The 25,691-nt window shown below is 63.5% G+C and carries 22 protein-coding genes; 16 read left to right on the top strand and 6 right to left on the bottom strand.

Annotated features, from left to right (window positions below):
- Positions 1-9: 9 nt before the first annotated feature.
- From MTR64_RS04075 to MTR64_RS04065, 3 genes are all read right to left on the bottom strand, one after another.
- Positions 10-1,749 (bottom strand): cache domain-containing protein, encoded by a 1,740-nt coding sequence (locus MTR64_RS04075; RefSeq protein ID WP_243991127.1) that lies wholly within the window; start codon positions 1,747-1,749, stop codon positions 10-12.
- A gap of 161 nt (positions 1,750-1,910) precedes the next feature.
- Entirely contained in the window at positions 1,911-2,168 is a 258-nt protein-coding gene (locus MTR64_RS21545; RefSeq protein ID WP_419144912.1) for a hypothetical protein, read from the bottom strand.
- A 239-nt stretch (positions 2,169-2,407) separates the two neighbouring features.
- Positions 2,408-2,767, bottom strand: coding sequence for a copper chaperone PCu(A)C (locus tag MTR64_RS04065; RefSeq protein WP_243991125.1), 360 nt, complete (start codon positions 2,765-2,767; stop codon positions 2,408-2,410).
- A 365-nt stretch (positions 2,768-3,132) separates the two neighbouring features.
- On the opposite strand from MTR64_RS04065, the gene dnaK reads away from it, so the two are divergent.
- On the top strand, positions 3,133-5,043 hold the full coding sequence (dnaK, locus tag MTR64_RS04060; RefSeq protein ID WP_243991124.1) for a molecular chaperone DnaK: 1,911 nt from the start codon (positions 3,133-3,135) through the stop codon (positions 5,041-5,043).
- A gap of 77 nt (positions 5,044-5,120) precedes the next feature.
- Positions 5,121-6,260, top strand: a complete 1,140-nt coding sequence (gene dnaJ / locus MTR64_RS04055; protein WP_243991123.1) for a molecular chaperone DnaJ — start codon at positions 5,121-5,123, stop codon at positions 6,258-6,260.
- A 13-nt stretch (positions 6,261-6,273) separates the two neighbouring features.
- Here the strand turns inward: dnaJ and MTR64_RS04050 are convergent, their stop codons facing one another.
- Positions 6,274-8,589, bottom strand: a complete 2,316-nt coding sequence (locus tag MTR64_RS04050; RefSeq protein ID WP_243991122.1) for a patatin-like protein — start codon at positions 8,587-8,589, stop codon at positions 6,274-6,276.
- Between the two features lie 70 nt (positions 8,590-8,659).
- Here MTR64_RS04050 and radA point away from each other — a divergent pair, with 70 nt between their 5' ends.
- The 10 genes from radA (at position 8,660) to rnr (ending at position 20,331) form a co-directional block, all read left to right on the top strand.
- Positions 8,660-10,027 carry a DNA repair protein RadA gene (gene radA / locus MTR64_RS04045; RefSeq protein WP_243991121.1) on the top strand — a complete coding sequence of 456 codons (1,368 nt, stop codon included), beginning with the start codon at positions 8,660-8,662 and terminating at the stop codon, positions 10,025-10,027.
- A 12-nt stretch (positions 10,028-10,039) separates the two neighbouring features.
- On the top strand, positions 10,040-10,558 hold the full coding sequence (locus tag MTR64_RS04040; RefSeq protein ID WP_243991691.1) for a CvpA family protein: 519 nt from the start codon (positions 10,040-10,042) through the stop codon (positions 10,556-10,558).
- Positions 10,559-10,561: 3 nt separating this feature from the next.
- Positions 10,562-10,993, top strand: a complete 432-nt coding sequence (locus tag MTR64_RS04035) for an iron-sulfur cluster assembly scaffold protein (RefSeq protein WP_243991120.1) — start codon at positions 10,562-10,564, stop codon at positions 10,991-10,993.
- 37 nt (positions 10,994-11,030) lie between these two features.
- On the top strand, positions 11,031-12,695 hold the full coding sequence (locus MTR64_RS04030; protein WP_243991119.1) for an MFS transporter: 1,665 nt from the start codon (positions 11,031-11,033) through the stop codon (positions 12,693-12,695).
- Positions 12,685-13,728, top strand: a complete 1,044-nt coding sequence (gene alr / locus MTR64_RS04025; protein WP_243991690.1) for an alanine racemase — start codon at positions 12,685-12,687, stop codon at positions 13,726-13,728. Before MTR64_RS04030 ends, alr begins: the two co-directional genes overlap by 11 nt.
- 97 nt (positions 13,729-13,825) lie before the next feature.
- Complete coding sequence (gene phaR / locus MTR64_RS04020) at positions 13,826-14,383, top strand: polyhydroxyalkanoate synthesis repressor PhaR (RefSeq protein ID WP_243991118.1); 558 nt, start codon at positions 13,826-13,828, stop codon at positions 14,381-14,383.
- Between the two features lie 65 nt (positions 14,384-14,448).
- Positions 14,449-15,987, top strand: a complete 1,539-nt coding sequence (proS, locus tag MTR64_RS04015) for a proline--tRNA ligase (protein WP_243991117.1) — start codon at positions 14,449-14,451, stop codon at positions 15,985-15,987.
- A gap of 24 nt (positions 15,988-16,011) precedes the next feature.
- Positions 16,012-16,608, top strand: coding sequence for a DUF805 domain-containing protein (locus tag MTR64_RS04010; protein ID WP_243991116.1), 597 nt, complete (start codon positions 16,012-16,014; stop codon positions 16,606-16,608).
- A 52-nt stretch (positions 16,609-16,660) separates the two neighbouring features.
- On the top strand, positions 16,661-18,013 hold the full coding sequence (locus MTR64_RS04005) for a M28 family peptidase (RefSeq protein WP_243991115.1): 1,353 nt from the start codon (positions 16,661-16,663) through the stop codon (positions 18,011-18,013).
- Positions 18,014-18,072: 59 nt separating this feature from the next.
- Positions 18,073-20,331 (top strand): ribonuclease R, encoded by a 2,259-nt coding sequence (rnr, locus tag MTR64_RS04000; RefSeq protein ID WP_243991114.1) that lies wholly within the window; start codon positions 18,073-18,075, stop codon positions 20,329-20,331.
- Between the two features lie 127 nt (positions 20,332-20,458).
- On the opposite strand, the gene MTR64_RS03995 is transcribed toward rnr, so the two are convergent.
- Positions 20,459-20,914, bottom strand: coding sequence for a universal stress protein (locus tag MTR64_RS03995; protein ID WP_243991113.1), 456 nt, complete (start codon positions 20,912-20,914; stop codon positions 20,459-20,461).
- A 163-nt stretch (positions 20,915-21,077) separates the two neighbouring features.
- Here MTR64_RS03995 and MTR64_RS03990 point away from each other — a divergent pair, with 163 nt between their 5' ends.
- Genes MTR64_RS03990 through lpdA form a run of 4 tightly spaced genes read left to right on the top strand, consistent with a single transcriptional unit; the run spans position 21,078 to position 24,619 of the window.
- Positions 21,078-22,409, top strand: a complete 1,332-nt coding sequence (locus tag MTR64_RS03990) for a pyruvate dehydrogenase complex dihydrolipoamide acetyltransferase (RefSeq protein WP_243991112.1) — start codon at positions 21,078-21,080, stop codon at positions 22,407-22,409.
- A 2-nt stretch (positions 22,410-22,411) separates the two neighbouring features.
- A complete protein-coding gene (locus tag MTR64_RS03985) occupies positions 22,412-22,807 on the top strand; it encodes an acyl-CoA thioesterase (protein WP_243991111.1) in 396 nt (131 codons plus the stop codon).
- Positions 22,804-23,199 carry an acyl-CoA thioesterase gene (locus MTR64_RS03980; RefSeq protein ID WP_243991110.1) on the top strand — a complete coding sequence of 132 codons (396 nt, stop codon included), beginning with the start codon at positions 22,804-22,806 and terminating at the stop codon, positions 23,197-23,199. Before MTR64_RS03985 ends, MTR64_RS03980 begins: the two co-directional genes overlap by 4 nt.
- A 4-nt stretch (positions 23,200-23,203) precedes the next feature.
- The gene (gene lpdA, locus MTR64_RS03975; protein WP_243991109.1) at positions 23,204-24,619 is read left to right on the top strand and encodes a dihydrolipoyl dehydrogenase; all 1,416 of its coding nucleotides are present in this window, start codon (positions 23,204-23,206) and stop codon (positions 24,617-24,619) included.
- A gap of 238 nt (positions 24,620-24,857) precedes the next feature.
- On the opposite strand, the gene MTR64_RS03970 is transcribed toward lpdA, so the two are convergent.
- Positions 24,858-25,373, bottom strand: a complete 516-nt coding sequence (locus MTR64_RS03970; RefSeq protein WP_243991108.1) for a GNAT family N-acetyltransferase — start codon at positions 25,371-25,373, stop codon at positions 24,858-24,860.
- Between the last annotated feature and the right edge of the window lie 318 nt (positions 25,374-25,691).

Raw genomic sequence — 25,691 nt, 5'->3', positions numbered from 1 at the left:
CCCGCGGCGTCAGGCGACGCGGGCCAGTTTCCGCGCTGCCGGGCCTGGACGCTTTTCGCTGACCTGAAAACGGCTGACTTCCGACATCAGAACCGAAGCATTCGACGCAAGGTTCGAACAGGCTGCGGTGGCTTCTTCGGCCATGGCCGCGTTCTGTTGCGTCATTTCCTCGAGCCCGGTTGCGCGCGAGCTGACTTCGGTTACGCTGGTGGCCTGACGTTCGGCAGATCCGGCAATGTTTGTCACGATCGTGCTGATTTCGTAGATCATGGCAGAAATCCGTTCGAGCAGCTGACCGGCTTCGCTCACGGCCTCGACCCCGGTTGTGACCTGGCCGACCAGGGCGTTCACCTGCTCGTTGACTTCCTTCGCCGCTTCAGACGAGCGCAGAGACAGCGCGCGCACTTCCTCTGCGACGACAGCAAAGCCCTTGCCCGCCGGACCCGCACGTGCCGCTTCGACGCCTGCGTTGAGAGCCAGCAGGTTCGTCTGGAACGAGATGCTGTCGATCACCGCGATCACGTCGTGGACACTCGTCGAGGCGGTACGGATCTCATCCATCGACCTGACGGCGCGGTGGACAATCTCGCCCGAACGCTGGGCCTGGGTCGATGCTTCGGTCACGACATTGTTCGCTTCGCGGGCATCAAGCGCGGTCGATCGAATGGCTTCTGTAACCTCGACCAGGGCGCGGGCAATGGCTTCGAGCGATGCCGCCTGACGTTCGCTGCGCCGGGCAAGGTCATCCGAGGCGTTGCGGATCTCGTTCGAGGCGTCGCTGACGTTGATCGTATTTTCCCGCACGGTCAGCATCGCCGTTTCGAGCCCCTCCAGGGCCGCATTGAAATTGGTGCGGAGCGCTTCGTAGCCGGCAGGCATGGAATCGAGACGGTCCGACAAGTCGCCGCGTGAAAGCCGTTCGAGATGTTCTCCGACCTTGTCGACGGCCTGTTGCTGGTTCGCTTCGGCCACGGCCTTGGCAATGGCTGCGTCGCGGAATACCGCGAGTGCCTGTGACATCTTGCCGATCTCGTCGGCTCGATCGAGGCCGGGGATTTCGCTGTCGACATCGCCCTCCGCCAGCGCGCGCATGCGCTCGGTAAGCGTTTCGACCGGTACGGTGATAGAATTGCCCAGGCGGTGGCTGACGTAGACAACCACCGACAGCAGGAGAAATACGCCAATCGCCAGCGTGACAGCGTGGGAAATGATGGCGGAACGGATATCGTCGACGTAGACGCCTGTTCCGACAATCCAGCCCCAGGGCGCGAAACCCTTCACGTAGCTGATCTTGGGTACGGCCTTTTCGCCGGAGGGCTTGTCCCAATTGTAGTCGACGAAGCCTTGTCCGTCCTTCTTGACCACATCGACCATCTTGACGAACATGGGTTCACCGGAGGCGTCGGTAAGTCCCGAGATGTCGGTGCCGTCCAGGGCCGGTTTCAGCGGATGCATCAGCATGTTCGGGGCCATGTCATTGACCCAGAAATAGTTCTCTCCATCGTAACGCAGCGCTGAAATCGTCGCGAGAGCCGCCTTTTGGGCTTCATCGCGTGAGAGAGTTCCGCTTGTTTCCAGAGAATGGAAATGCTCGAGGATACCGTAGACGGATTCGACATTCTGCCGCGTGGCCTTTGCGACGTCATCCTGCATTGATCTGCCCAGGGTCCACAAGCCCACGGCCACGGTGGCCAGCAGGCCCACGGCTGCGAGTATCGTGATGACGCCAATCTTCTTTCGAATAACCATCAAAGGCCTCTTACGGGGGGATTTCGCAGCGATGATAACGTTTGTTCCTTAAATCGACGCCCTCCGGGTAATGTGTGATGTACGTAATCGGGTGACGCGAAGGTTGCGCTGCACGCCCGGCAATCCCGGACGAGTGGAATGCAGTGTGGCAGTGGCCTCGGTCAGCCGGGGGCAAACGGCAATACGCCTTTGTATCGCGTCAACGGCTCCGCGCCCGGCACGGCAATGCCGTGCGACAGCAGAAAGACATGCCGCACGATTTCGGCCTGCTGTTCGATGCCGTAGCGTTCCAGCGTCCAGCCCGGCTGCAGCGCGTAGCTGTAGCGGCTGAAGGGATGGCGCATCAGGGGAAGGTACCAGCGCCCCCGGGTCTGGGTTTGCCAGACATGCGTCATTTCATGAATGAACAGGCCCTGCATCGCGATTGTGCCTTGCGAGAAATCGTCGCAATAGCCTTCCGAGCGGGGATGAAAGTGCAGATGGCCGCAGGGCGCCATGACAGTGCCTGCAGGCTGAAAGGGAAACCATCGCCGCCGGCGTATGCGGACCGGGCTGCAGTCAATGGCCTTGCCGAATACCGACCGGACAAGCTGCATTTCACCGGCTGTTAGCGGCCGTTCGGCGCCCGGCCGGCATGAGTGCTCGCCGGGCAGTGCCGTCAGTGACCCATTCCTTCCATCCCGGAACCGCCATGATCATGCATGCCGTCACCCATCCTTTCGATACGCACGGGCATGGAGACCTTGTCGCCATCGGAGAACGTAAAGGTGAGTTCCGTAGTGCTGCCCGGCTTCAGGCTGTCCGACAGTTCGAAGGCCATGACGTGGTAACCGCCCGGTGCGAATTCGATCGTCGTTCCCGGTGCGATCTCGACGGAGTCGACAGGGCTCATGGTGCCACCTTCGGTCTTGTGCATCTCTGCCTTGGCGGCACCCGCGACATGGACACCGGCGAGCGTCGCGTTGGCAGCGCCGTCATTGCGAACGGAAAAGTAGGCTGCGGCGGGGCGGCCCGCCACGATTGGCAGGACCAGGCGTCCGTCGCTTACGGCAATGCCGAGGCGGGCATCGGGGCCCGGGACTTCCGAAGTTGTTCCTTCTGGTGCGGGCGAAGGAGCCTGCTGGCAGCCTGCAAGCGCCGCGAGTGCTGCAGCTGTGCAAAGAAAAGCGAACTTGCTGAACGGTTTCACGGACAGGATACCCCGGTTTCAAGCCTTGAGAAAATTCGCGTACCTAATGCCACCCCGCCGCTCTTGTTCCAACAAAAACCGCTCCTATATCGCCCTCCGACGACTTGGAACGTCATCGAGCTGCGCAAAGTGCCTTGCCTTTCGGGGGAGGTGATCCGCGCGGTGTCAACCACTGACGTGAGGAATGGGGTTAAATGGCAAAAGTAATCGGCATCGACCTTGGTACCACCAACAGCTGCGTGTCCGTGATGGACGGCGGCAAGCCCAAGGTCATCGAGAATTCGGAAGGCGCGCGCACGACGCCGTCGATCGTCGCTTTCACCAAGGATGGTGAGCGCCTGATCGGCCAGCCCGCGAAGCGCCAGGCCGTGACCAACGGTGACAATACTATCTTCGCAGTGAAGCGCCTCATCGGCCGCCGCTTCGACGACCCGGTGACCAAGAAGGACACCGAGCTCGTTCCCTATCACATCGTGAAGGGCAAGAACGGCGACGCATGGGTCAGCGCGGGCGGTGAAGAGTACAGCCCCTCGCAGATTTCCGCCTTCACCCTGCAGAAGATGAAGGAAACCGCCGAGAGCTATCTTGGCGAGACCGTGACGCAGGCCGTCATCACCGTGCCTGCCTACTTCAACGACGCACAGCGCCAGGCGACCAAGGACGCCGGCCAGATCGCGGGTCTTGAAGTGCTGCGCATCATCAACGAGCCGACGGCGGCCGCGCTGGCCTATGGCCTCGAGAAGCAGGACGGCAAGACCATCGCCGTCTACGACCTTGGCGGCGGCACCTTCGACGTCTCGATCCTCGAGATCGGCGACGGCGTGTTCGAAGTGAAGTCGACCAACGGCGACACCTTCCTGGGCGGTGAGGACTTCGACACCAAGCTGGTCGAATGGCTGGCCGACAAGTTCAAGGCCAAGGAGAACATGGACCTGCGGACTGACAAGCTCGCTCTGCAGCGCCTGAAGGAAGCGGCCGAGAAGGCGAAGATCGAGCTGTCGAGCACGGCTTCGACCGAGATCAACCTGCCCTTCATCACCGCGCGCATGGAAGGCGGCGCGACGACCCCGCTTCACCTGGTCGAGACGGTCACCCGTTCGGACCTCGAGAAGATGGTTGCCGACCTCATCAAGCGCACGATCGACCCTTGCAAGAAGGCGCTGGCCGATGCCGGCGTGACCGCTTCGGAAATCGACGAAGTCGTTCTCGTCGGCGGCATGACCCGCATGCCCAAGGTTCGCGAAGTCGTGAAGGAATTCTTCGGCAAGGAACCGCACACCGGTGTGAACCCGGACGAAGTCGTGGCCATGGGTGCTGCGATCCAGGCCGGCGTGCTGCAGGGCGACGTCAAGGACGTGCTGCTGCTCGACGTGACCCCGCTGTCGCTGGGCATCGAGACGCTGGGCGGCATCATGACCAAGATGATCGACCGCAACACGACGATCCCGACCAAGAAGAGCCAGGTTTACTCGACCGCCGAGGACAACCAGCAGGCGGTGACGATCCGCGTGTTCCAGGGCGAGCGCGAGATGGCACAGGACAACAAGCTCCTCGGCCAGTTCGACCTCGTCGGCATCCCGCCGGCGCGCCGCGGCGTGCCGCAGATCGAAGTCACCTTCGACATCGACGCCAACGGCATCGTCAATGTGTCCGCCAAGGACAAGGGCACCGGCAAGGAACAGCAGATCCGCATCCAGGCGTCGGGTGGTCTTTCGGACTCCGACATCGACCAGATGGTCAAGGATGCAGAGAAGTTCGCCGAAGAGGACAAGAAGCGCCGCGAAGCCGCCGAGGCCCGCAACAATGCCGACAGCCTCGTCCACGCGACCGAGCAGCAGCTGGCCGAGAACGGCGACAAGATCGACGCTTCGCTCAAGGGTGAAGTCGAGGCCGCACTTGCTGCGACCAAGACCGCGCTCGAAGGCGGCGATGCCGAGGACATCAATGCCAAGGCACAGGAACTGACCCAGGTGGCCATGAAGATGGGCCAGGCGATCTACGAGAAGGAGCAGGCATCTGCGGCTTCTCCGGGCGCCGAGGCTCCGGCTGGCGACGAAGACGTGGTCGACGCCGAGTTCTCGGAAGTCGACGAAAACAAGGGCTGAGCGTCCTGATGAAAACCATGACCGCCACCGGTGCAATCCGCGCCGGTGGCGGTTAGGTTATCTGCGGGGGATACACCGTGTCAGCTACTGAAATTGACTACTACGAACTGCTCGAAGTTTCGCGCGACGCCGACGACAAGGTCCTGAAGTCGGCCTACCGCAAGCTCGCCATGCGCTACCACCCGGACAAGAATCCCGGGTGCTCGGATTCCGAGGCGCGCTTCAAGCAGATCAACGAGGCGTATGACGTCCTCAAGGACCCGCAAAAGCGGGCCGCCTACGACCAGTACGGCCATGCCGCGTTCCAGCAGGGCATGGGCGGTGGCGGTGCGGGCGGGATGGGCGCCGAGTTCGGCGACATCGGCGATATTTTCGAATCCATCTTCGGCAGCGCCTTTGGCGGCGCTGGCGGCGGCCGCCAGCAGCAGCGTCGAGGCGCCGACCTGCGCTATGACATGGAGGTCAGCCTCGAAGAGGCGTTCCGTGGCAAGCAGACCGAGATCACTATCGAGGTTTCGCAGACCTGCGAACCCTGCTCGGGCTCCGGCGCCGAGCCGGGCACCAGCAAGCGCACCTGCCAGATGTGCGCTGGCCACGGCAAGGTCCGCGCCCAGCAGGGCTTCTTCGTGGTCGAACGCACCTGCCCGACCTGCCATGGCCGGGGCGAGGTGATCGAAAAGCCGTGCCGCTCGTGCGGCGGCGAAGGCCGTGTCGACATGCCGCAGACGCTGCAGGTGGACGTTCCGCCGGGCGTCGATTCCGGCACCCGCATCCGTCTGTCCGGCAAGGGCGAAGCGGGGCCGTTCGGAGCACCTCCGGGCGACCTCTACATCTTCCTGCACGTCAAGCGGCACAAGGTGTTCGAGCGCGACGGCACGACACTGATCACGCGCGTGCCGATCACGTTCACCACGGCGGCTCTGGGCGGTTCGATCGAGATCCCCGGCATTGATGGCGAGATGATTGCGATCGACATTCCGGCGGGCATTCAGTCGGGCAAGCAGCTTCGCAAGCGTGGGTCCGGCATGCCGGTGCTGCAGGGCAGGGGCCGCGGCGATCTCGTCATCGAGATCACGGTGGAAACGCCGACCAAGCTCACCGCGCGCCAGAAGGAACTGCTGCGTGAGTTGCAGGAGACCGAAACCGGCGAGGAGTGCCCGCAGTCAAAGGGTTTCTTTGACCGCATCAAGGATGCCTGGAACGATCTGACCGAATAGCGAAAGGGGCGCGTTACAGCGCCATGACCTCGCGCCTGATCCCGTCGATCAGGCCGGGGTCGGCCTGTAGCCGGCCCTTTTCCTCGTCGAGGATCGCCAGGAAGGCCTCGCGGCGGAACTGGTGCATGTCGCGCTGCGGCAAGGCGTGTTCCGCGCCGAGCGTAGATGCGATCAGGTCGATCAGCCTTTCCGCACCATGCAGCCGTCCCCACAGGTAGTCGTTCTCGCGGTAGGCGCGGCTGAAGAACGCGCCGAAGTTGTAGAACTCGGTTCCCCGAAGCGTCTCTCGCGCGCCGCCATGGCGGATGGCGTTGCAGTCGTCAGGCGAGATTCGGTCGACCTGCACCGGATCGAATTCCGTCAACCCTTCGCCGCGCAGCAGCGGCAGCGTTACGGTGTCGTAGAACGGGAACCCGAGATAGGCGAGCAGCATCCGCCGCCGCAGCGCATGCGGCATCGCCGCCAGCGCTTCTGCCAGCAATTCGTCAACCTGATTGTCCGTTTCCATCAGGTTATGCCGCCTGGCGATATGATCGAGCACGGGCTGCGGATCCTCGAAGACGGCGCGGGCCAGTGCCGGGAATTCCTCGCCCAGAGCATCCGCGGGCTCGCGGTCGATATAGAGTGCCAGCGCCTTGTAGATCGCGGTGCGGGCATCGTCGCGATCCTGCTCGGTCACCTCGATCTCGCTTTCCCATTCCTGCGTGACGCGCCGCGCCAGCAGGCGCAGCCGCCGGATCCGGAAGGCAAGGTCGTGGGTGCGAAAGAAGGAAATCATCGTGGGCGACTTGGTGTCGCGCAGCGTCTTCATGCGATCGATGCCGCTGGCTTCCAGATGCGCGAACAGTCGCTCGCGGATCGGGGCCGCATTTGGCAGCCCCAGTTCCGGGGCGGCTTCGAAGATGAGACGTCCGAGCGTGACGACAATGCCGCTGTACTTGATCTGGGCGTAGCCGTGATAGGCAAAGCCTGCCTGATCGAACGCGGCCTGCTGCGCCCTGGTGCGCCAGGCAGCAAGGCGCTTGGGCGTGGGCCGGTTGAGAAACAGGGTGTAGCCAAAGAGCTTCTCGACCGCTTCCTCGATTTCAGGACGAAGCGCCTGGACCACATCACGCAGCGCGCTTTTTTCGCGCGAATCGCGTTCAAGCGCCTCGAGGTTGTCGCGAATCGGCTGTTCGCGGGGAATGGATGACAGCGACCCGAAAATCACCGGAAAGAACCCCGGAGCGCGCTTGTCGCTGCGGGCGGCTGCGCCCACCGGATCGGGGGTTGGGTCGATATAGACGAAACGGCGATCCACTTCCCTCGCGGCGGGCCGGTCGCGCAGAACGGACATCGCATCGGCAAACGGGGCATTGACGAGCACTGACCCGTCGATGAGCGAGACGGAATCGATGTCGCCACGCCGCATGTGGGCGGGCATGATACGATGGAGAAACGCCTCCCGTTCGGGCCAGGCTCCGTGCTTTTCGCGCATGAGCTGGTCGATTTCCGCCAGTTGCAGCGGCGGGAACGCGCCGGGAAAACTGGCGGTGGAACGTGCGGCCAGCACGAGTTCGGGAATGGCTGCCAGCGTGTGCCCGCCTTCGCCCGGCGCCTTTGCGTGAAAGCCAATTGTCAGGCGGTGCTCACTCTCCAGCACTTGTTCGGGCGAATGCAGATGCAGTGTTTCGAGATGCCCCTTGAAGTCCGTGGCCGTCACGAAAAGATCGAGCGGATGGTTTTCCGGCAGCAGCGGACGGCCTGCGGGCGTGTCTTCCATTGCCATCATCGCGCGGCACAGCAGACGGGAAAAACCGATGCCGCTGAAGGGCGGTTCGAACCATCGCGAGCGGATAAGGCGTGACAGCTTTTCCCGCACTTCGGCGCGCGTTTCGGGCGCCACGCTGGCACTGACGGCATTGCCTGGCCGGTGGAGGAGATAGGAAACGATCGGGCTTGCCCAGAACTTGGCCATGCGGGACCATGGCCGCGCCTCGGGATCGAGCAGTACATCCACGTCGGCCGTTTCCAGCCAGAGCTCGGTAAGCGGTTCGAGCGAACGTCCTGAATGAATCGCCTGCGCCAGAAAGACCGAGTTGATCCCGCCCGCGGACGCCCCTGCAACGATATCGGTCATCACCCGCAGCCGCAGGTTGCTGCCCTGTTCGAGCCGCCGCAGCAACCGCAGATAGACCCCGGCAATTCCCAGCGGATCGGGTTCGCCGGACCACAGCGCCCGGCTTGCCTGCATCGCTTTCCACAATTCCTTCGTCACGCCATGCATGTAGACGGCGAGGCTGACACCTCCGTAACATACCAGCGCGATCCGCAGTTCTTTCTGCCGCATTCGGCAAGCTTGGAGCAGGGCGCCGATTAAAGCAATTGCGTTCTCATTCCGTTCTGGTTAGTCCGCTCTCATGGCCAAACCGAAACGCCGATATGTCTGCCAGGCCTGCGGGAGCGTGGCGACGCGCTGGCAGGGGCAATGCGCCGACTGCGGCGAGTGGAACACGCTGGTGGAGGATGCGCCGCAGACGGTGTTTTCCGCCAAGCACGATCTGTCGTCCGGCGGCAGGCCGATTCAGTTCACGCCGCTCGATCAGCCCGGCGAAATGCCCAAACGGCGGGCGACTGGCCTTGCCGAGTTCGACCGGGCACTGGGCGGAGGACTCGTCCCCGGTTCGGCTATCCTGATGGGTGGCGATCCGGGAATCGGCAAGTCGACGCTTTTGCTGCAGGTCTCTGCCCATATCGCAACGAATGGCGGGCGGGCCGTCTACGTCAGTGGTGAGGAAGCGGCCGGACAGGTGCGCCTGCGTGCCGAACGGCTCGGGCTGTCCAAGGCGCCTATCCAGCTCGCCGCCGCCACATCCGTACGCGATATTCTGACGACGCTCGGCACGATGGAGCCGCCGACGCTGCTAGTGATCGATTCGATCCAGACGATGCATTCGGACCAGATCGAGGGCGCGCCGGGCACGGTGAGCCAGGTGCGCGGCTGCGCGTTCGAACTGATCCGCTACGCCAAGGAGAGCGGCGTCACGCTGATCCTCGTGGGCCACGTCACCAAGGACGGCACGATCGCCGGCCCGCGCGTGCTGGAGCACATGGTCGATGTGGTGATGAGCTTCGAGGGGGAGCGCAGCCATCAGTACCGCATCCTGCGCAGCCTCAAGAATCGCTTTGGTCCTGTGGACGAGATCGGCGTCTTCGCGATGGAAGGCGATGGCCTTGCCGAAGTGGGCAATCCCTCGATGCTGTTCCTGTCGGGGCGCGAGGAGCCGATGGCGGGCAGCGCGGTGTTCCCGGCGATGGAAGGCACGCGGCCGGTGCTGGTCGAGATCCAGGCGCTCATCGTTCGTCTGCAGAGCGGTGCGACACCGCGGCGCGCCGTCGTGGGCTGGGACAACGGGCGCATGGCCATGCTCCTCGCCGTTCTGGAAGCGCGTTGCGGGCTCAACTTCTCCAGCGCGGAAGTTTATCTCAACGTGGCGGGCGGTTACCGGCTGGCCGATCCTGCGGCGGACCTTGCGGTTGCCGCGGCGCTGGTCTCCGCACTTGGTGACAAGCCGCTCGGCAACGATGCCGTCTGGTTTGGCGAAGTGTCGCTGGCCGGTGAAATCCGACCGGTCGCCCATTCATCGATCCGACAGCGCGAATCGGCAAAGCTGGGGTTCGCGCGGGGATTCGGCCCTGCGGGGGGCGCGGCCCCGGAGAAAGGCATGAAATTCACTGGCCTGGCGATGTTGCCTAACCTCGTTGACCGCATTCTTTCGGACGCATAATTTCGCATGCCTATGACTGGCTTCGACATTGCCGTTCTGCTCTTCGTCGGGCTGGGCGCCATCACCGGCTTCATTCGCGGTTTCGTGCAGGAAATCCTGGCGCTGGGCGCCTGGGTTTTTGCGATCTTCGCGATCCGTATGCTGCATACCCCGGTTACCTACTGGTTGATCCCGCGCATCGGCACTGAATCCGGCGCCGGTGTACTCGCCTTTGCCCTGTTGCTGCTCGTCCCCTTCGCAGCCGTGAAGGTTATCGCGCGATGGGCAGGCAAGGCGAGCCGTGCATCGGCTTTGGGACCGATAGACCGCGTACTCGGTTTCGGATTCGGTGCCGTGAAGGGGGTGGTGATCGTGGTGCTGGGCTTTTCGGTTCTGGTGCTGGGCTACGATACCGTGTGGGACCACGGCGGGCGGCCGGACTGGATCACCCAGTCGCGGACCTATCCGTTCATCAATGCCAGCAGCGAAGCGCTGGTGCAGCTTATCGCCCAGCGCCGCCGTGAAGCCATGGCGGCGGAAAGCGGGAACTGAAGCATGTCGACTGCTGTTCTCTACACCCCTGACGTGCTGGGGCTGGCTGTCGATCTGGCGCGGTTTCCCCTGATCGACGATTTGCCCCTGAGGGCCGAGGCGCGTTCCAAGAGTTGCGGCAGCACCGTAGTACTCGGTCTGGAGACTGCGGCGGACGGCACGATCGCGCGCATGGGCGTGCGCAGTCAGGCGTGCGCTATCGGGCAAGCAGCAGCGGCCATCTTCATGCAGGGGGCTGCGGGACGAAACGGGCCGGCCATCCATGCGGCCGGGCGGGCCATCGCTGCCTGGCTGGCGGGCGAAGCGGACATGCCGGCCTGGCCCGGCCTGTCCATTATCGCCGCCGCACGGGACTACCCCGCCCGGCATGGTGCGGTGATGCTGCCGTGGAACGCGGCAATGCAGGTGCTTCCCAGCGGCGAAACGGACGTATAGAGGCGATAGCTCCGGGGTAGGATACGGGGGAGAACGCATGGCAGACCAGCACCAGCATCCGCACGGGCCCGAGCCCAGCGCATCCGACATCAAGCTGGTGATTGCCGCATCCTCAGCCGGCACGATCTTCGAGTGGTACGACTTCTTCATTTACGGCACGATGGCCGCTTTCATCGGCAAGGCCTTTTTCCCTTCGGTCGGTCCGACATTGCAGATCCTGCTGGTCTGGGCCGGTTTTGCCGTCGGTTTCGGATTCAGGCCGCTTGGCGCCATTCTGTTCGGCTATTTTGGCGACAAGCTCGGGCGCAAGTACACGTTCCTCGTGACCGTCACGCTGATGGGCATTTCCACGGCGGGCGTGGGCCTCATTCCTTCGGCGGACACGATCGGGTTGTGGGCGCCGCTCATCGTCATCGTGCTGCGTATCCTGCAGGGCCTCGCGCTTGGCGGTGAATACGGGGGCGCGGCGATCTATGTGTCCGAGCATTCGCCGCCCAGCCGGCGCGGGTATTTCACCGGCTACATCCAGGGCAGCGTTGTCGGCGGTTTCGTGCTGTCGATCATCGTGGTCCTGCTCAATCAGGCTGCCTTCAGCGATGACGTCCTTGCCGCGTGGGGCTGGCGCGTGCCGTTCCTTCTGTCTCTCGCCTTGCTGGCGATCTCGCTGTGGATGCGACTCAAGCTCTCCGAAAGCCCCGTCTTCATTGCCATGCGAGAGGAGGGGGAGATTTCCGGCAATCCGTTCGTCGAGAGCTTCACCTATCCCGGCAACAAGAAGCGCATCTTCATCGCGTTGTTCGGAGTGACCGGCATCCTGACGACGATCTGGTATACCGCGTTCTTCTCCGCGCTGTCGTTTCTCAAGGGGCCAATGCGGGTCGATGCCACCGTTGTCGAAGTGGTCATCGGCCTCACCGCGCTGATTTCGATGAGCTTCTACGTGATCGTTGGTGGCTGGTCGGACAAGATCGGACGCAAGTTGCCACTGGTGATTGGTGCGGCAGCGACGCTGGTGCTGATCTTTCCGCTGTTCTGGGGCATGGGGACGCTGGCCAACCCAGGGCTTCAGGCCAGTGCCAGGGCGGCACCGGTCGTGGTGTCCGGTCAGGCCTGCGCCACCGATCCGTTCGCGGACCTCTCCGGCAACAAGTTGAGCGATTGCGGCAAACTGCTTGAAACGCTTACTGCCAGCGGCGTGCCCTACACCGTTCAGGCCGCGGACCAGTTGTCGCTGACCGTTGGTGGCAGGGCCGTGGACATCGCACCTGCATGGCTGGCCGACGATGCTGCGCACAAGAAGGATGCGGACAAGGCACGCAAGGCTGGAATCGAAGCAGCGCTCACTGCGCACGGTTTCGATTTCAGTGTGCAGACGCCGGGTCTGCCTGCGCTGTTGGGCATCGCGGGTATCCTGCTGGTGCTGGGTGCACTCTCGGCGCTGACTTACGGCGGTGTCGCGGCCCAGCTGTGCGAAATGTTCCCGGCACCGATCCGCTACAGCTCAATGTCCATTCCCTACCACATCGGGGCCGGTTATCTGGGCGGCTTCCTTCCGCTGATCGCAAGCTATATCAATGCCCGGACCGGCGATGCCTATGCCGGCCTGTGGTACACCTGGGTGGTGGTGGCATTCGGGCTGATCGTGGCGATCTGGGGACTGCACGGCGGTCCTCCTCGTGATTATGGTGAAGATGCTTCCTGACGTACCTGCGCCGGCCCTGAGGCTCGGCCTTGACCCCGATGCCTTGCGATCGAACTGGCAGGCGCTGGACCGGATGTCCGGCAATGCGCGGGCAGGGGCGGCAGTCAAGGCGGACGGGTATGGCCTTGGCGCCCGCGCGGTCGTGCCGATCCTGCACGCGGCCGGCTGCCACGACTTCTTCGTGGCACACTGGTCGGAGGCACAGGCTCTGCTGGATGTTGCGGCACCCGGCTCGATCTCGGTCCTGCATGGTCCGCTGACCGATGCCGACGTGGCCTTCGCCGTGGCGAGTGGAGCAACGCCGGTCATCAACTCGCTCGAACAGGCCCGGCGCTGGGTCGCGGGCGGGGGTGGCCGGTGCCATCTCATGGTCGATACCGGAATGAACCGCCTCGGCCTGCCGCTAACGGAACTCGGCGACGAGAGCGTTGCCGCGCTCGAGGTGGATGTGCTGCTTTCGCACCTCGTTTCGGCAGAAGAGGACGTTGCGTCCAATGGTGTCCAGCGCGACCGCTGGGGGCAGGCTCGCGCAGCGGTTCGGCATCAGCGGGGCAGCCTTGCCAACAGCGCGGGCATCGCGCTGGGCAGCGACTATCATGGCGACCTGACCCGCCCGGGTATTGCAATTTACGGGGGTGTGCCGCGCACGGAGTTGGCCGGCGTGATCCGGCAGGTGGTCCAGCCGCAGGCGGCCATTCTGCAAGTGCGAGATGTCACGGCCGGCGAGACCATCGGCTATAATGCCACTTTTACCGCGACCGAACCTATGCGCGTCGGCACGATCGCACTCGGCTATGCCGACGGATACCTGCGTTGCTGGTCCGGCAGGGGACGTTTTCACGCGAACGGGCAGGTGCTGCCGGTGCTGGGCCGCGTGAGCATGGACATGACGGTAATTGACCTTTCCGGGGCTCCCTCACTGCGTGAGGGCGACTGGGTGACGGCCGATTACGCCTTGCCGGAAGCCTCAGCCGAGACCGGGTTGTCCCAATATGAATTGCTGACCGTGCTGGGACATCGTTTCGCGCGCTGAAACGGCACATTTCGGTCTTTTGCTGCGCAGCAATTTTTGTTGCATCGCGATATCCCTGAATGGTAACGTGGCCGCACAATGAAAACGGGGATTGGCAATGGCTGAAGCGGCGTCGAGCGACGACAACACTGTTATCATCAAGAAGTACGCGAACCGGCGGCTCTACAACACGCGGTCGTCGAGCTACATCACGCTCGATCACCTTGCGAAGATGACCCGCGAAGGCGTCGACTACAAGGTTCTCGATGCCAAGTCCGGTGCCGACATCACGCACACCATCCTGACCCAGATCATCATGGAAGAGGAGACCAACGGCGAGCAGATGCTGCCGGTGAATTTCCTGCGCGAACTGATCGGCATGTATGGCAATTCGATGCAGTCGCTGATTCCGCACTATCTCGAAGCCTCGATGGAAAACTTCCGCGCCAACCAGAGCAAGCTGGCCAAGGCATTCGAGGACAGCCTTGGCAATAATCCGCTCGCCAAGCTGGCCGAGCAGAACATGGCCATGTTCCGCGCGGCGTCGGCCGCGTTCATGCCCGGCGCGGAAAAGCCCGAAGCGAAACCCGCCGCGCCGGAAGACGCAGGTGATCTTGCTTCGCTCAAGGAACAGATGGCGGCCATGCAGAAGAAGCTTGACGCGCTGGGCAAATAAAGGCCAGCGGGTGCGCGCCGGGGGATGATCTCCCGGACGCAACACCAAGTCAGGAAGAAGCACCCGTGTCTGCCATCCGTCACGCCCTCACGATCAAGCGCGAGGACGACTTCGCCCAGTGGTATCAGGAAGTCATTTCCGAGGCCGAAATGGCCGAGGAATCCGGCGTGCGCGGGTGCATGGTCATCAAGCCGTGGGGCTACGGCATCTGGGAACGCATCCAGCGCCTGATGGATGACCGGATCAAGGCTGCGGGCGTCCAGAACTGCTACTTCCCGCTATTCATTCCGCTCTCCTACTTCGCCAAGGAAGCCGAGCACGTCGAGGGTTTCGCCAAGGAAATGGCGGTCGTCACCCACCACCGCCTGATCGGCGACGGGCAGGGCGGGCTTGTCCCCGATCCCGAAGCCCGGCTGGAAGAGCCGCTGATCGTGCGCCCGACCTCGGAAACCGTGATCGGCGCCGCCATGGCGCGCTGGGTCCAGTCCTGGCGTGATCTGCCGCTGCTCACCAACCAGTGGGCCAACGTCGTGCGCTGGGAAATGCGCACACGCATGTTCCTGCGCACCAGCGAGTTCCTCTGGCAGGAGGGCCACACTGCCCACGCCAACCGCGAGGATGCGCTAGAGGAAACGCTGCGCGCGCTCGAGATGTACCGCGATTTCGTCGAGACCGAGCTCGCCATGCCAGTCATCACCGGCGAGAAGCCCGAGAACGAACGCTTCCCCGGCGCCGTCGCGACATATTCGATCGAAGCGATGATGCAGGATGGCAAGGCGCTGCAGGCGGGTACCTCGCACTACCTCGGCACTGGCTTCGCGCATGCTGCCGGCATCCAGTATCAGGACGCCGAAGGCACCCAGCAGTATTGCCACACGACTTCGTGGGGTACGTCGACCCGCATGGTCGGCGGCATGATCATGACGCATGGCGATGATGACGGTCTCCGCGTGCCGCCTGCCGTGGCGCCGCACCAGATCGTGATCCTGCCGATGCTGCGCGAAAAGCCGGAGGACGAGGAACTGCTCGCCTACTGCGAGGATCTGCGCAAGGAACTGGCGGGGCGGTCGGCGCTGGGTGAGCGCGTGCGCGTCCTGCTCGACAAGCGTCCGGGCAAGGCCACGCAAAAGCGCTGGGCGTGGGTCAAGAAGGGCGTGCCGCTGATCCTCGAGATCGGCGGGCGCGATGCGGCCGGTGGCCAGGTGTCCATGCTGCGCCGCGACAAGCTGTGGAACGACGCCGCAAAGGCGAATTTCATCGGCATGCCGAAGGACGAATTCGTCGCCATGGCCGGCGCCGAGCTGGAGAACATCCAGTCCGCGCTGTTCGTGGAAGCAAAGGCCAAGCGCGATGCGCAGCTCACCCGAGTGTCCAGCTTCGCCGAAGTCGAGGCTTTCTTCGCAGAGGACAAGCGCTATCCGGGCTGGGTCGAAGCCGAATGGGTCCGCCCGACGGGGAATGAGCTGGAAAGCGTCGTCCAGAAGCTCAAGGCACTGAAGCTGACCATCCGCAATACGCCGCTGGATGCCGAGCCCGTCGCCGGTGAATGTATTTTCACGGGACGGCCCGCCGTCGAAAGGATATATATCGCAAGGGCTTACTGATACCAGCACAGCAAGGGGAACGCGATGATCGAGGCAATCCGGCACAATTTGTCCAGCCTGACGAATTTTTCCGGCCGGGATTCGCGTTCGACCTTCTGGTTCTACGTCCTGTTCCTTGCGATCATACAGCTGGTGACCACATTCGGTGTCTCGATCGTGGCGGGCGGAGCGATGGCGGTGGACGTCTTTCAATCGGCCCGCGGCGGCGCCGATCAGGCTGCCATACAGCAACAGATGATCGAGCGCATGGCAGGCCTGATACAGCTGACAATGTGGATGTCTGTCGTTCTGTCGATTGTGATGACACTGCTGCTCGCGGCCGCGTTTGCGCGGAGGCTGCATGACTCGGGCAACAGCGGATGGATCGCGGCGCTTGCCGTCGTGCTGCAATTGCTCTCGATCGTTCTGACCATCGGCATGATCGGCGAAATGGTGTCTTTCATCACTTCGATGAAGCTGAATGACCCGTCCGCCATGCAGGCGGCGGCACAGATGCAACGCAGCAAGTATGCGCTGCAGGGACTGCTGGGCTGGGTGCCGTTGCTGATCGTGATCATCTTCGGTGTCTGGCCATCGAGTGATGGGGATAACCGTTACGGCCCCGAACCGGATCATCTCTGAGGGCGCAACGCGGGCCTTGCCAACCGGCAGTCTTGGTTGGACAAGGCGGGATATGTCCAGACCGACCAGCCTGATCGTTTTGAGCCTAAGTGCTTCGCTTGTTGCCGCTGCCCCCGCCGCAGCAGACACGCAGAAACAGAGTGAGGTATCGCAAGCCCGGCTCAAGGCCGATGTGGAGACGCTGGTGGGTTTCGGCACCCGCCACACACTGTCTTCACAGACCGATCCCAAGCGCGGCATCGGCGCTGCCCGGCGTTGGGCCGAAGCACAGTTCCGGGCCAGTTCGAAGGCCTGCGGAAATTGCCTGGAGGTCGTCACCCCCGAGACCATGACCAGCGGCGCGCGCATTCCCGAGCCGGTGCGGCTCGTCGATGTCGTCGCGATCCAGCGCGGTACCGAGAGGCCTAACGAAGTCGTCATTGTGCAGGGCCATATCGACAGCAGGGTGACGGACGTGATGGATGCCACGAGCGATGCGCCCGGTGCCAACGATGACGGCTCCGGTACGGCGCTGGTGCTCGAAGCTGCACGCGTCCTGTCGCAACGCAAGTTCCCCACCACCATCGTCTATGCTGTGCTTTCGGGCGAGGAGCAGGGGCTGTTCGGCGGCAAGCTGCTGGCGGACTATGCGAAGCAGCAGGGCTGGACGGTCAAGGCCGTGCTCAACAACGATATCGTCGGTGGCTCGTGCGGATCGGATGGCTATTGCGACGATACCCATGTGCGCGTGTTCTCCGAAGGACCGCGGGCCGATGCCACGGAGAAGACCCGCGCCGCTGCCCGGCGCTTTGGTGGTGAGAACGACAGCCCCGGGCGCAACATTTCGCGCTATGTCGCGGGACTGGCAGGCGGCGTGCAGGACGATCTGTCGGTGCGCCAGATCTGGCGGGCCGACCGCATGGGGCGCGGCGGGGATCAGTTGCCGTTTCTTGAACTGGGTTATCCGGCGGTGCGCTTTACCGTCGCAGTGGAAGACTACGACCACCAGCATCAGGATCTTCGCACGCAGGATGGTGTGACGTACGGCGACACGGTGAGCGAGATGGATTTTCCCTATCTCGCCAAGGTTACGCGCCTCAACGTCGCAGCGCTGGCCGCTCTGGCCAGCGCGCCGATGCCGCCTGCGCCACTGGCCGACGCAGCGGTGAAGACCTGGACCGACGTGACGTGGAAGCCGGTGCCGGGCGCAGTGGCATACAATGTCTGGCGCCGTGCGACCGATGCCACGGAATGGGAAGCCGAACCTGTTGTTGCGCACACGAGTGAGACCGGAGCGAAGCTTGACGGCCTGCGCGGTGATGACTGGATCCTCGGCGTCAGCGCCATCGCGGCGGATGGCAGCGAGAGCCCGGTGGCCGCAGCCGTCCCCGGCGGGGCCTTCGAGCCGCTGGCTGCGCTGCCATGACTGTGCGCCGCTGAGCGGGCGCCATTGCAATCGGGCGCATGAAGCCCCATTGCAGCGGGATGGCTCCCAGTAAACGGCCCGCGCCCGGCTTGCCGACGCGCAAGCAGGTCCTCGACTTCATCCAGAACTCGCCGGTGCCCGCCGGCAAGCGCGAGATCGCGCGCGAATTCGGGCTGAAAGGGCAGGAGAATATCCAGCTCAAGGCCCTGCTGAAGGATATGGCCGAGGAAGGGCTGATCGACGGCAAGCGCACGGCTTTCCACAAGATGGGCGGGCTGCCCAAGGTTACCGTGCTGCGGGTGATCGATATCGACGAGGGTGAGGCCATTGCCGTGCCCGATACCTGGCAGCCCGAAGACGCAACGCCGCCGCCGCGCATTCGTCTGGTGGAAAAGGGCAAGGGCTCGGCGCTCAAGAAAGGCGACCGGGTGCTGTCGCGCACTGAGGAGACCGGGACGGGCTGGCGCGCGTTCCCGATGAAGAAGCTGGCGCTGAGCTCCGAACAGGTGCTCGGCGTTGTCGAGATCGACGGCGGGGGCAAGCCCTGGCTGGCGCCAGTCGACAAACGCATCCGCAATTCCTCGCCGATTTCCGATCTGGGCGGCGCCGAAGCTGGCGAACTGGTGCTGGCCGAGCCCGTTGGCCGGTCTGCGCGCGCTGCGGTGAAAGTCACAGAGGTACTGGGAGAGCCCTTGGCGCCGAAGGCTTTCAGCCTGATCGCTATCCACAAGCACGGCATTCCCAATGTCTTCACCGAAGAGACACTGGACGAGGCGCAGCGCGTTTCGAAGATGCCGCTCAGCCCGGACAAGCGCGAGGACCTGAGGCACCTGCCGATCGTCGCAATCGATCCCAGCGACGCGCGCGACCATGACGACGCGATCTGGGCCGAGCCGGACGGGGAAGGGGGCTTCCGAGCCCTCGTCGCGATTGCCGACGTCTCGTTCTACGTGCGGCCGGGCGGTGATATCGACCGCGAGGCGCGGCGGCGGGGTAACTCGGTCTATTTCCCCGACCGCGTCGTGCCGATGCTGCCCGAAGTGCTTTCGGCGGATGTCTGCTCGCTACGTTCGGGCGAGGACCGGGCTGCCATGGCCTGTCACTTGCGGATCGATGCCGAGGGCAGGGTCAAGGAGTGGCGCTTTACCCGTGCCATCGTGCGCATTCACGAAGTGATCGCCTACGAGGACGCGCAGGCTCGCATCGATCAGGGCAAGGCGGAGCCGTTCCTGCAGGACCTCTGGGCTTGCTGGAAAGCCCTCGCGCACGCACGTCATCAGCGCGATCCGCTGGAACTGGAACTGCCCGAGCGACGGGTGAAGCTCGATGACAAGGGCCGCATCGCTGAAATCGCTATCCGTGAACGGCTCGACGCGCACCGTGTGGTCGAGGATTTCATGATCGCTGCCAACGTGGCAGCCGCCAAGGCGCTGGAAGCCAAGGTGGCGCCGGTCGTCTACCGCGTCCACGAGACGCCGAGCCGCGAAAAGCTGGTGGCGCTCAAGGACTATCTGGCAACCTTTGGCAAGAAGCTGGCGATGGGGCAGGTCATTACCCCCGGCCTGTTCAACCGCATGATCAAGGATATCGCCGACGAGAGCGAGAAGGTCCTGATCATGGAAGCGGTGCTGCGCAGCCAGACGCAGGCCTACTATGGCCCGCGCAACGAAGGGCACTTCGGCCTTGCGCTGGGTTCCTACGCCCACTTCACTTCACCGATCCGCCGTTATGCCGACTTGCTCGTGCACCGCGCGCTGGTCGATGCCTATCATCTCGAACAGCCGAAACCACAGGGCGACATCCCTGCCACATCCGGCCTGTCCGAGCGCGACCGCGAGGACCTCGGCAAGGTCAGCGAGGCCATCAGCCAGGCCGAACGCCGCGCCATGGAGGCCGAACGGGAGACGATCGACCGCTATGTCGCTGCGTGGCTCTCATCACGCGTGGGCGAGGTTTTCGATACCCGTATCACGGGCGTGCAGAAGTTCGGCTTCTTCGCGACGATCATCGGCCTTGGCGGTGACGGTCTGGTGCCAATCTCTACGCTCGGCGACGAACGCTTCGGCTACGATGAAAAGGCGAAGGTCCTTTCTGGCGAACGGAGCGGGACGAGCTATGCGGTCGGTCAAATCCTGCGCCTGCGTCTGGCGGAAGCCAATCCGCTGACGGGTGCATTGAAATTCGAACTGGAAGCGGGCGGTGGCCGCATAGAGCCGCGAGGAAAGCCCGTGGCACTCAAGAAGCGCGGCAACCATCTGGTCGGCAAGCGCGGACGGCCTTCCAATATCCGGCATCAGGGGCGCGGCAAGAAGCGGTAGGACGCGCTTTTCTGTTCATGCTTCGACAAGCTCAGCATGAGCGGGTTTTGTGTGACCGGCGGAAAAACAAAAACCGCTCACCCTGAGCCTGTCGAAGGGTGGGGTAAGGCGCGCGCTGCTTCCGTTTTCAGCTCAGCTTTTCGATCGCCGCAGCATCCAGCCCGCCGGGCACCACGAATACCGGGCAGGTCATGTGCGCCATGCCCGCGCCCGTGAAGTGCGCGACCAGCGGCCCGGGCCCGCCTTCCTTGGCCGCGCCAAGCACAAGTGCCGAAACCTCGGGATGTTCCTTCAGGTACTGGCGCACGACCTTGATGTCCTCGCCCACCCGCACCGAGATCAGCGGCATCTTCGCACCTTGCGAGAGCAGGTTTCCGGCGGCCGCTGTAACCATGGTTTCGGCCCGCGCGCGTGCCTCTTCCTCGATCGTGGCCTGAACGCCTGCGAATGCGTTGAACTCCTGCGGAGGCACAAGTGCCAGCAGGTGCAGAATACCGTCGGTCTTTGCGGCACGCCGCGTTGCGAACTGCAGCGCGACCATTGCTTCCTCGGTTTCGTCGACAATCACCAGATAGACGCGCATCGATGTTCCTCTCGGGGCGGGCTTATCAGGCCATTCAGGTTGCGGTGCAAGCCATCACGAATGCGAAAAAGGAGTGGCTAGGCGCTTGTGCGTCGCGCGCAACTTGTCCAAGGAGAAAACGAGCCGAACCCTCCCCAGGATCACAAGGGACGATACCGCTTCCATGCCTATCGAAATAAAGATGCCCGCTCTTTCCCCGACTATGGAAGAAGGGAAACTGGCAAAATGGCTGGTCAAAGAAGGCGACACCGTCAGCTCGGGCGACATCATGGCCGAGATCGAGACGGACAAGGCAACCATGGAATTCGAAGCCGTCGATGAAGGTACGATCGGCAAGATCATGGTGGCCGAAGGTTCCGAAGGCGTGAAGGTCGGTACCGTGATCGCACTCCTGGACAGCGAGGACGAGGATGCCTCGCCCGCCGCACCTGCTGCCGTCGAAACACCCATAGCCGAGGCGCCGAAGGCCGAGCCTGCAAGGACCGAAGCCAAGGCCCCCGAACCTGCGCCGGCGCCTGCCGCCCCGGCTGCTCCGAAAACCTCCAGTTCGAAGGATGATCGCGTGATCGCATCTCCGCTTGCCAAGCGTCTCGCCGCCGCCAAGGGCGTTGATCTCGACAGCCTGACCGGCTCGGGTCCCCATGGCCGGATCATCAAGGCCGACGTCGAGGGCGCACAGCCCGGCACGGCCAAGCCCAAGGCCGCTGCGCCCGCCAACGATGCCACTCCGGCACCCGTTGCGGCCGCCAAGCCCGCCTCGGTGGAAATGGCTGCCGAAACCCGCGCACTGCTCGACGACCGCATCCCGCACACGGTCGAGAAGCTTTCGGGCATGCGCAAGACGATCGCACGCCGCCTGACCCAGTCGATGCAGGAAGCGCCGCATATTTATCTGACGGTCGATATCCGCCTCGACAAGCTGATGGCGATGCGCGGCGAACTCAACGCCGCGCTCGAGAAGCAGGGCGTCAAGGTCTCGGTCAACGACATGCTGGTCAAGGCGCTCGGCAAGGCGCTGATCGACGTGCCCGAGTGCAACGTGACCTTTGCTGGCGCCGAGCTGATCCGCTACGAACGTGCCGACGTCTCGGTTGCGGTGTCGATCCCGGGCGGTCTGATCACGCCGATCGTGCAGGACGCCAACGGCAAGTCCTTCTCCGAGATCGCCAGGGCCACCAAGGACCTGGGCAAGCGAGCCAAGGAAGGCAAGCTGCAGCCCGCCGAATACCAGGGCGGCACCGCCTCGATCTCGAACATGGGCATGATGGGCATCAAGCACTTCACCGCCGTGATCAATCCGCCGCAGGCTTGTATCCTCGCCATTGGGGCAGGTGAAAAGCGCCCGTGGGTTATGCCAGACGGTTCTCTGGGAGTAGCCACTGTCATGACCGCAACCGGAAGCTTCGATCACCGTGCCGTGGATGGCGCCGACGGCGCGCGCCTGATGGCCGCGTTCAAGGAATACGTCGAAAGCCCGCTCGGGATGGTTGCCTGATCATGCAGGAAGAGGACGGCGAACTGGTCATCCGCGTGACGGCCATGCCGACCGATCTCAATCCCTATGGCGGCGTGTTCGGGGGCTGGCTGATGTGCCAGCTCGCGCTCGGCGCTGCCTCGTTCGTCACCCGGCGCACCGGGCTGAAGGCAGTGGTCGTCGGGGCGACGGACTTTGCGTTCCCCGGCGCGATGCAGGTGGGTGACGAGCTTAACGTCTATGCGCGGATCGAACGCACGGGCCGCACGTCGATGACGATCGCAACGCGCGGTGTCGGCCGGGCCCGCGCCAGCGAGGCGCACACCGACGTGGCCAGCGGGCATTTCACATTCGTGGTGCTGGACGGTAATGATCGTCCTTGCGCCATTGCCGATGCCATGGGAACGAACGTGGCATGACGGGCGCCGTCCGCGAACCCGTCATCCGGATCACGGCCATGCCCGCCGACGCCAATGCCTATGGCGATATCTTCGGTGGCTGGCTGATGAGCCTGATGGACATGGGCGCGGGACTTATCGCCGCAAGGCGCTCGCATGGGCGTGCCGTGACGGTTGCGATGGACGGTGTGCAGTTTCATCTGCCGGTCAAGGTCGGCGATGAGGTTTCGGTCTATGGCGAACTGCTCCGCATGGGGCGCAGCTCGATGACTATCGCCATCGAAGCCTGGCGGCGGCATCGCCACGAGGAAGAAGCAGTCAAAGTTACACAAGCCCAGTTCACCTTTGTTGCGGTGGACGATAGTGGCAAGCCCAGAGCCATAGAGCAGGGCACCACCGATCAGGAGATTTGAAGCAGTGGCAGATTCCTACGACGTCATCGTTCTCGGTTCCGGCCCCGGCGGCTACGTTTCGGCGATCCGCTGCGCGCAGCTCGGCCTCAAGACCGCGATTGTCGAGCGTGAGCGGCTCGGCGGCATCTGCCTCAACTGGGGCTGCATCCCGACCAAGGCGCTGCTGCGCTCGGGCGAGGTGATGCACCAGATGAAACACGCCAAGGACTATGGGCTGGCGGCCGAGAACATCACCGCCGATCTTGATGCGGTGGTGAAGCGTTCGCGCGGGGTTGCCGATCAGCTCAACCGCGGCGTGACCGGGTTGATGAAGAAGAACAAGATCACCGTGCACATGGGCACCGGCAAGCTCACTGCGCCGGGCAAGCTCGAAGTGACTGGCGAGAAGGGCACCGAGACGCTCGAGGCCAAGCACATCATCATCGCGGTCGGTGCCCGCGCTCGCGATCTGCCCAAGGCCAAGGCTGACGGCGAGCGCATCTGGACCTACCGCCACGCCATGACGCCCAAGGAAATGCCCAGCAAGCTGCTGGTGATCGGCTCGGGTGCGATCGGCATCGAGTTCGCGACCTTCTACAACGACATGGGCGTCGACGTGACGGTCGTCGAGATGATGGACCGCGTTGTCCCGGTCGAGGACGCCGATGTCTCTGCCTTCCTTGAAAAGGCGCTGAAGAAGCAGGGCATGAAGATCATGACCGGCGCCAAGACGGGCGACATTCAGGCCGGCAAAGACGGAGTGAAGGTCAAGATAACGCCCAAGGGTGGTTCCGAGGAAGAAGTCGAATTCAGCCACGTGATCGTCGCCATCGGCATCGTCCCGAACGTCGAGAACATCGGCCTTGAGGACCTGAACATCGAGCCCGACAAGCGCTTTCACATCAAGGTCGACGGCTACGGCCGTACCAACGTGCCGGGCGTCTGGGCGATCGGGGACTGTGTCGAAGGCCCATGGCTGGCGCACAAGGCGAGCCATGAGGGCGTCACGACGGCCGAAGCGATCGCGCAGGAACTGGGTAACAAGGATGTGCACCCGCACCCGCTCAACCGCGGCAACATTCCGGGCTGCACCTATTGCCACCCGCAGATCGCGTCGGTCGGCCTGACCGAGGCCAAGGCCAAGGAAGCCGGTTACGAACTGAAGGTCGGCATGTTCCCCTTCATCGGCAACGGCAAGGCGATCGCGCTGGGCGAGCCCGAGGGCTTCGTGAAGACGGTGTTCGACGCGAAGACCGGAGAACTGCTCGGCGCCCACATGATCGGCGCGGAAGTGACCGAGATGATCCAGGGCTACGTTGTCGGCAAGACGCTCGAGACGACCGAAGCCGAATTGATGAACACGGTGTTCCCGCATCCGACCATCTCGGAAACGATGCACGAAGCCACGCTCGCGGCTTACGGACGCGCGATCCACATCTGACGCCAGCTGCGTCGCGAATTTCAGGAAAGGGCGTGCCGAATGGCGCGCCCTTTCTTGTGCAGGTCAGTCCTTGCTGGCGTGACCGGCGATATGTTCGAACATGGCTGCGTGGAGCGGTATGGCAAATTCGCCGCCGGCCTTGTTACCATAGCGTCGACGATCCGCAGGCGCCGTCCCCCCAACGGCCAGAGGATACATCCGACCTGGCCTGTTTCTGGTGCGCTTGGGGAAAATGCCTTTAGCGGAAAGTCTTGGACAAGACGACGAGTGTCGGGTCGCCCTCGAACGGCTCGGGGACGAATCCCTTTTCCCGTTCCAGTTCGATCGCGGCATGATTGGCCCGGCTTTCGATGGAGATCACGCGGCGGCAGCCACGCGCTTCGGCCTGCCTGGCCAGGAAATCGAGCATGCTCCAGCCCACGCCCTTGCCGCGATGGTTGCCGCAGACCGAGATCGCCACTTCGCATGTATCGAGCGGACCGTCACAGGCCAGCAGTCCGGAAGCCACGACCTGGCCGCTCGCCTTGTTGAAGGCCAGCCACGAATCGGTGCGGAAATGATCGGTGTGGACCAGCGGTGCGAGCTGTTCGTGCGTGACGTGCTCCGCCGCCGCCAGAAAGCGGAAGCGCCGGTCCTCATCCGACACGCGGTCGAAGAATGCCGCCAATGCGGACTCGTCTGCCTCTGTGGCAGGGCGGACTTCGAGTTCGATTCCGGAACGCGTGGCAAGCGTGAAGGTGTCGGAAAGAGACATGGCAGAGGAACTCCGGTGAGGGGGTGGCTGCTCCCTAGATTGATAGTGGATCTTGCGCCTTGATCGAGATCAGACCTTGTCTCGCCATTTTGGCGTGGTGCATGATTGCCGGGAAAAATTCGGCAGCAAGGCACCGTCCAGCGTCTCGATTGCGGGACAATACCAGACTGTAGTGCATGATGGAACGCAAAGCAGTGTGGCCCGAGCGCACGATCCCGGCTTAAGGCGTGCGATAAAGTCTGGCGTGATGGCGTGTTTGCCCGTTAGACCTGACGGAGAGGAGAAAGAGGAATGAGCGAGGCGATATATCCGGTCCCT

Origin of the sequence: Novosphingobium album (ex Hu et al. 2023) (assembly GCF_022832385.1) — a bacterium.
Lineage (GTDB): Bacteria > Pseudomonadota > Alphaproteobacteria > Sphingomonadales > Sphingomonadaceae > Novosphingobium > Novosphingobium album.
Note: the sequence above shows the minus strand (reverse complement) of the source record. Positions and strands in the feature narration are given on the sequence as shown.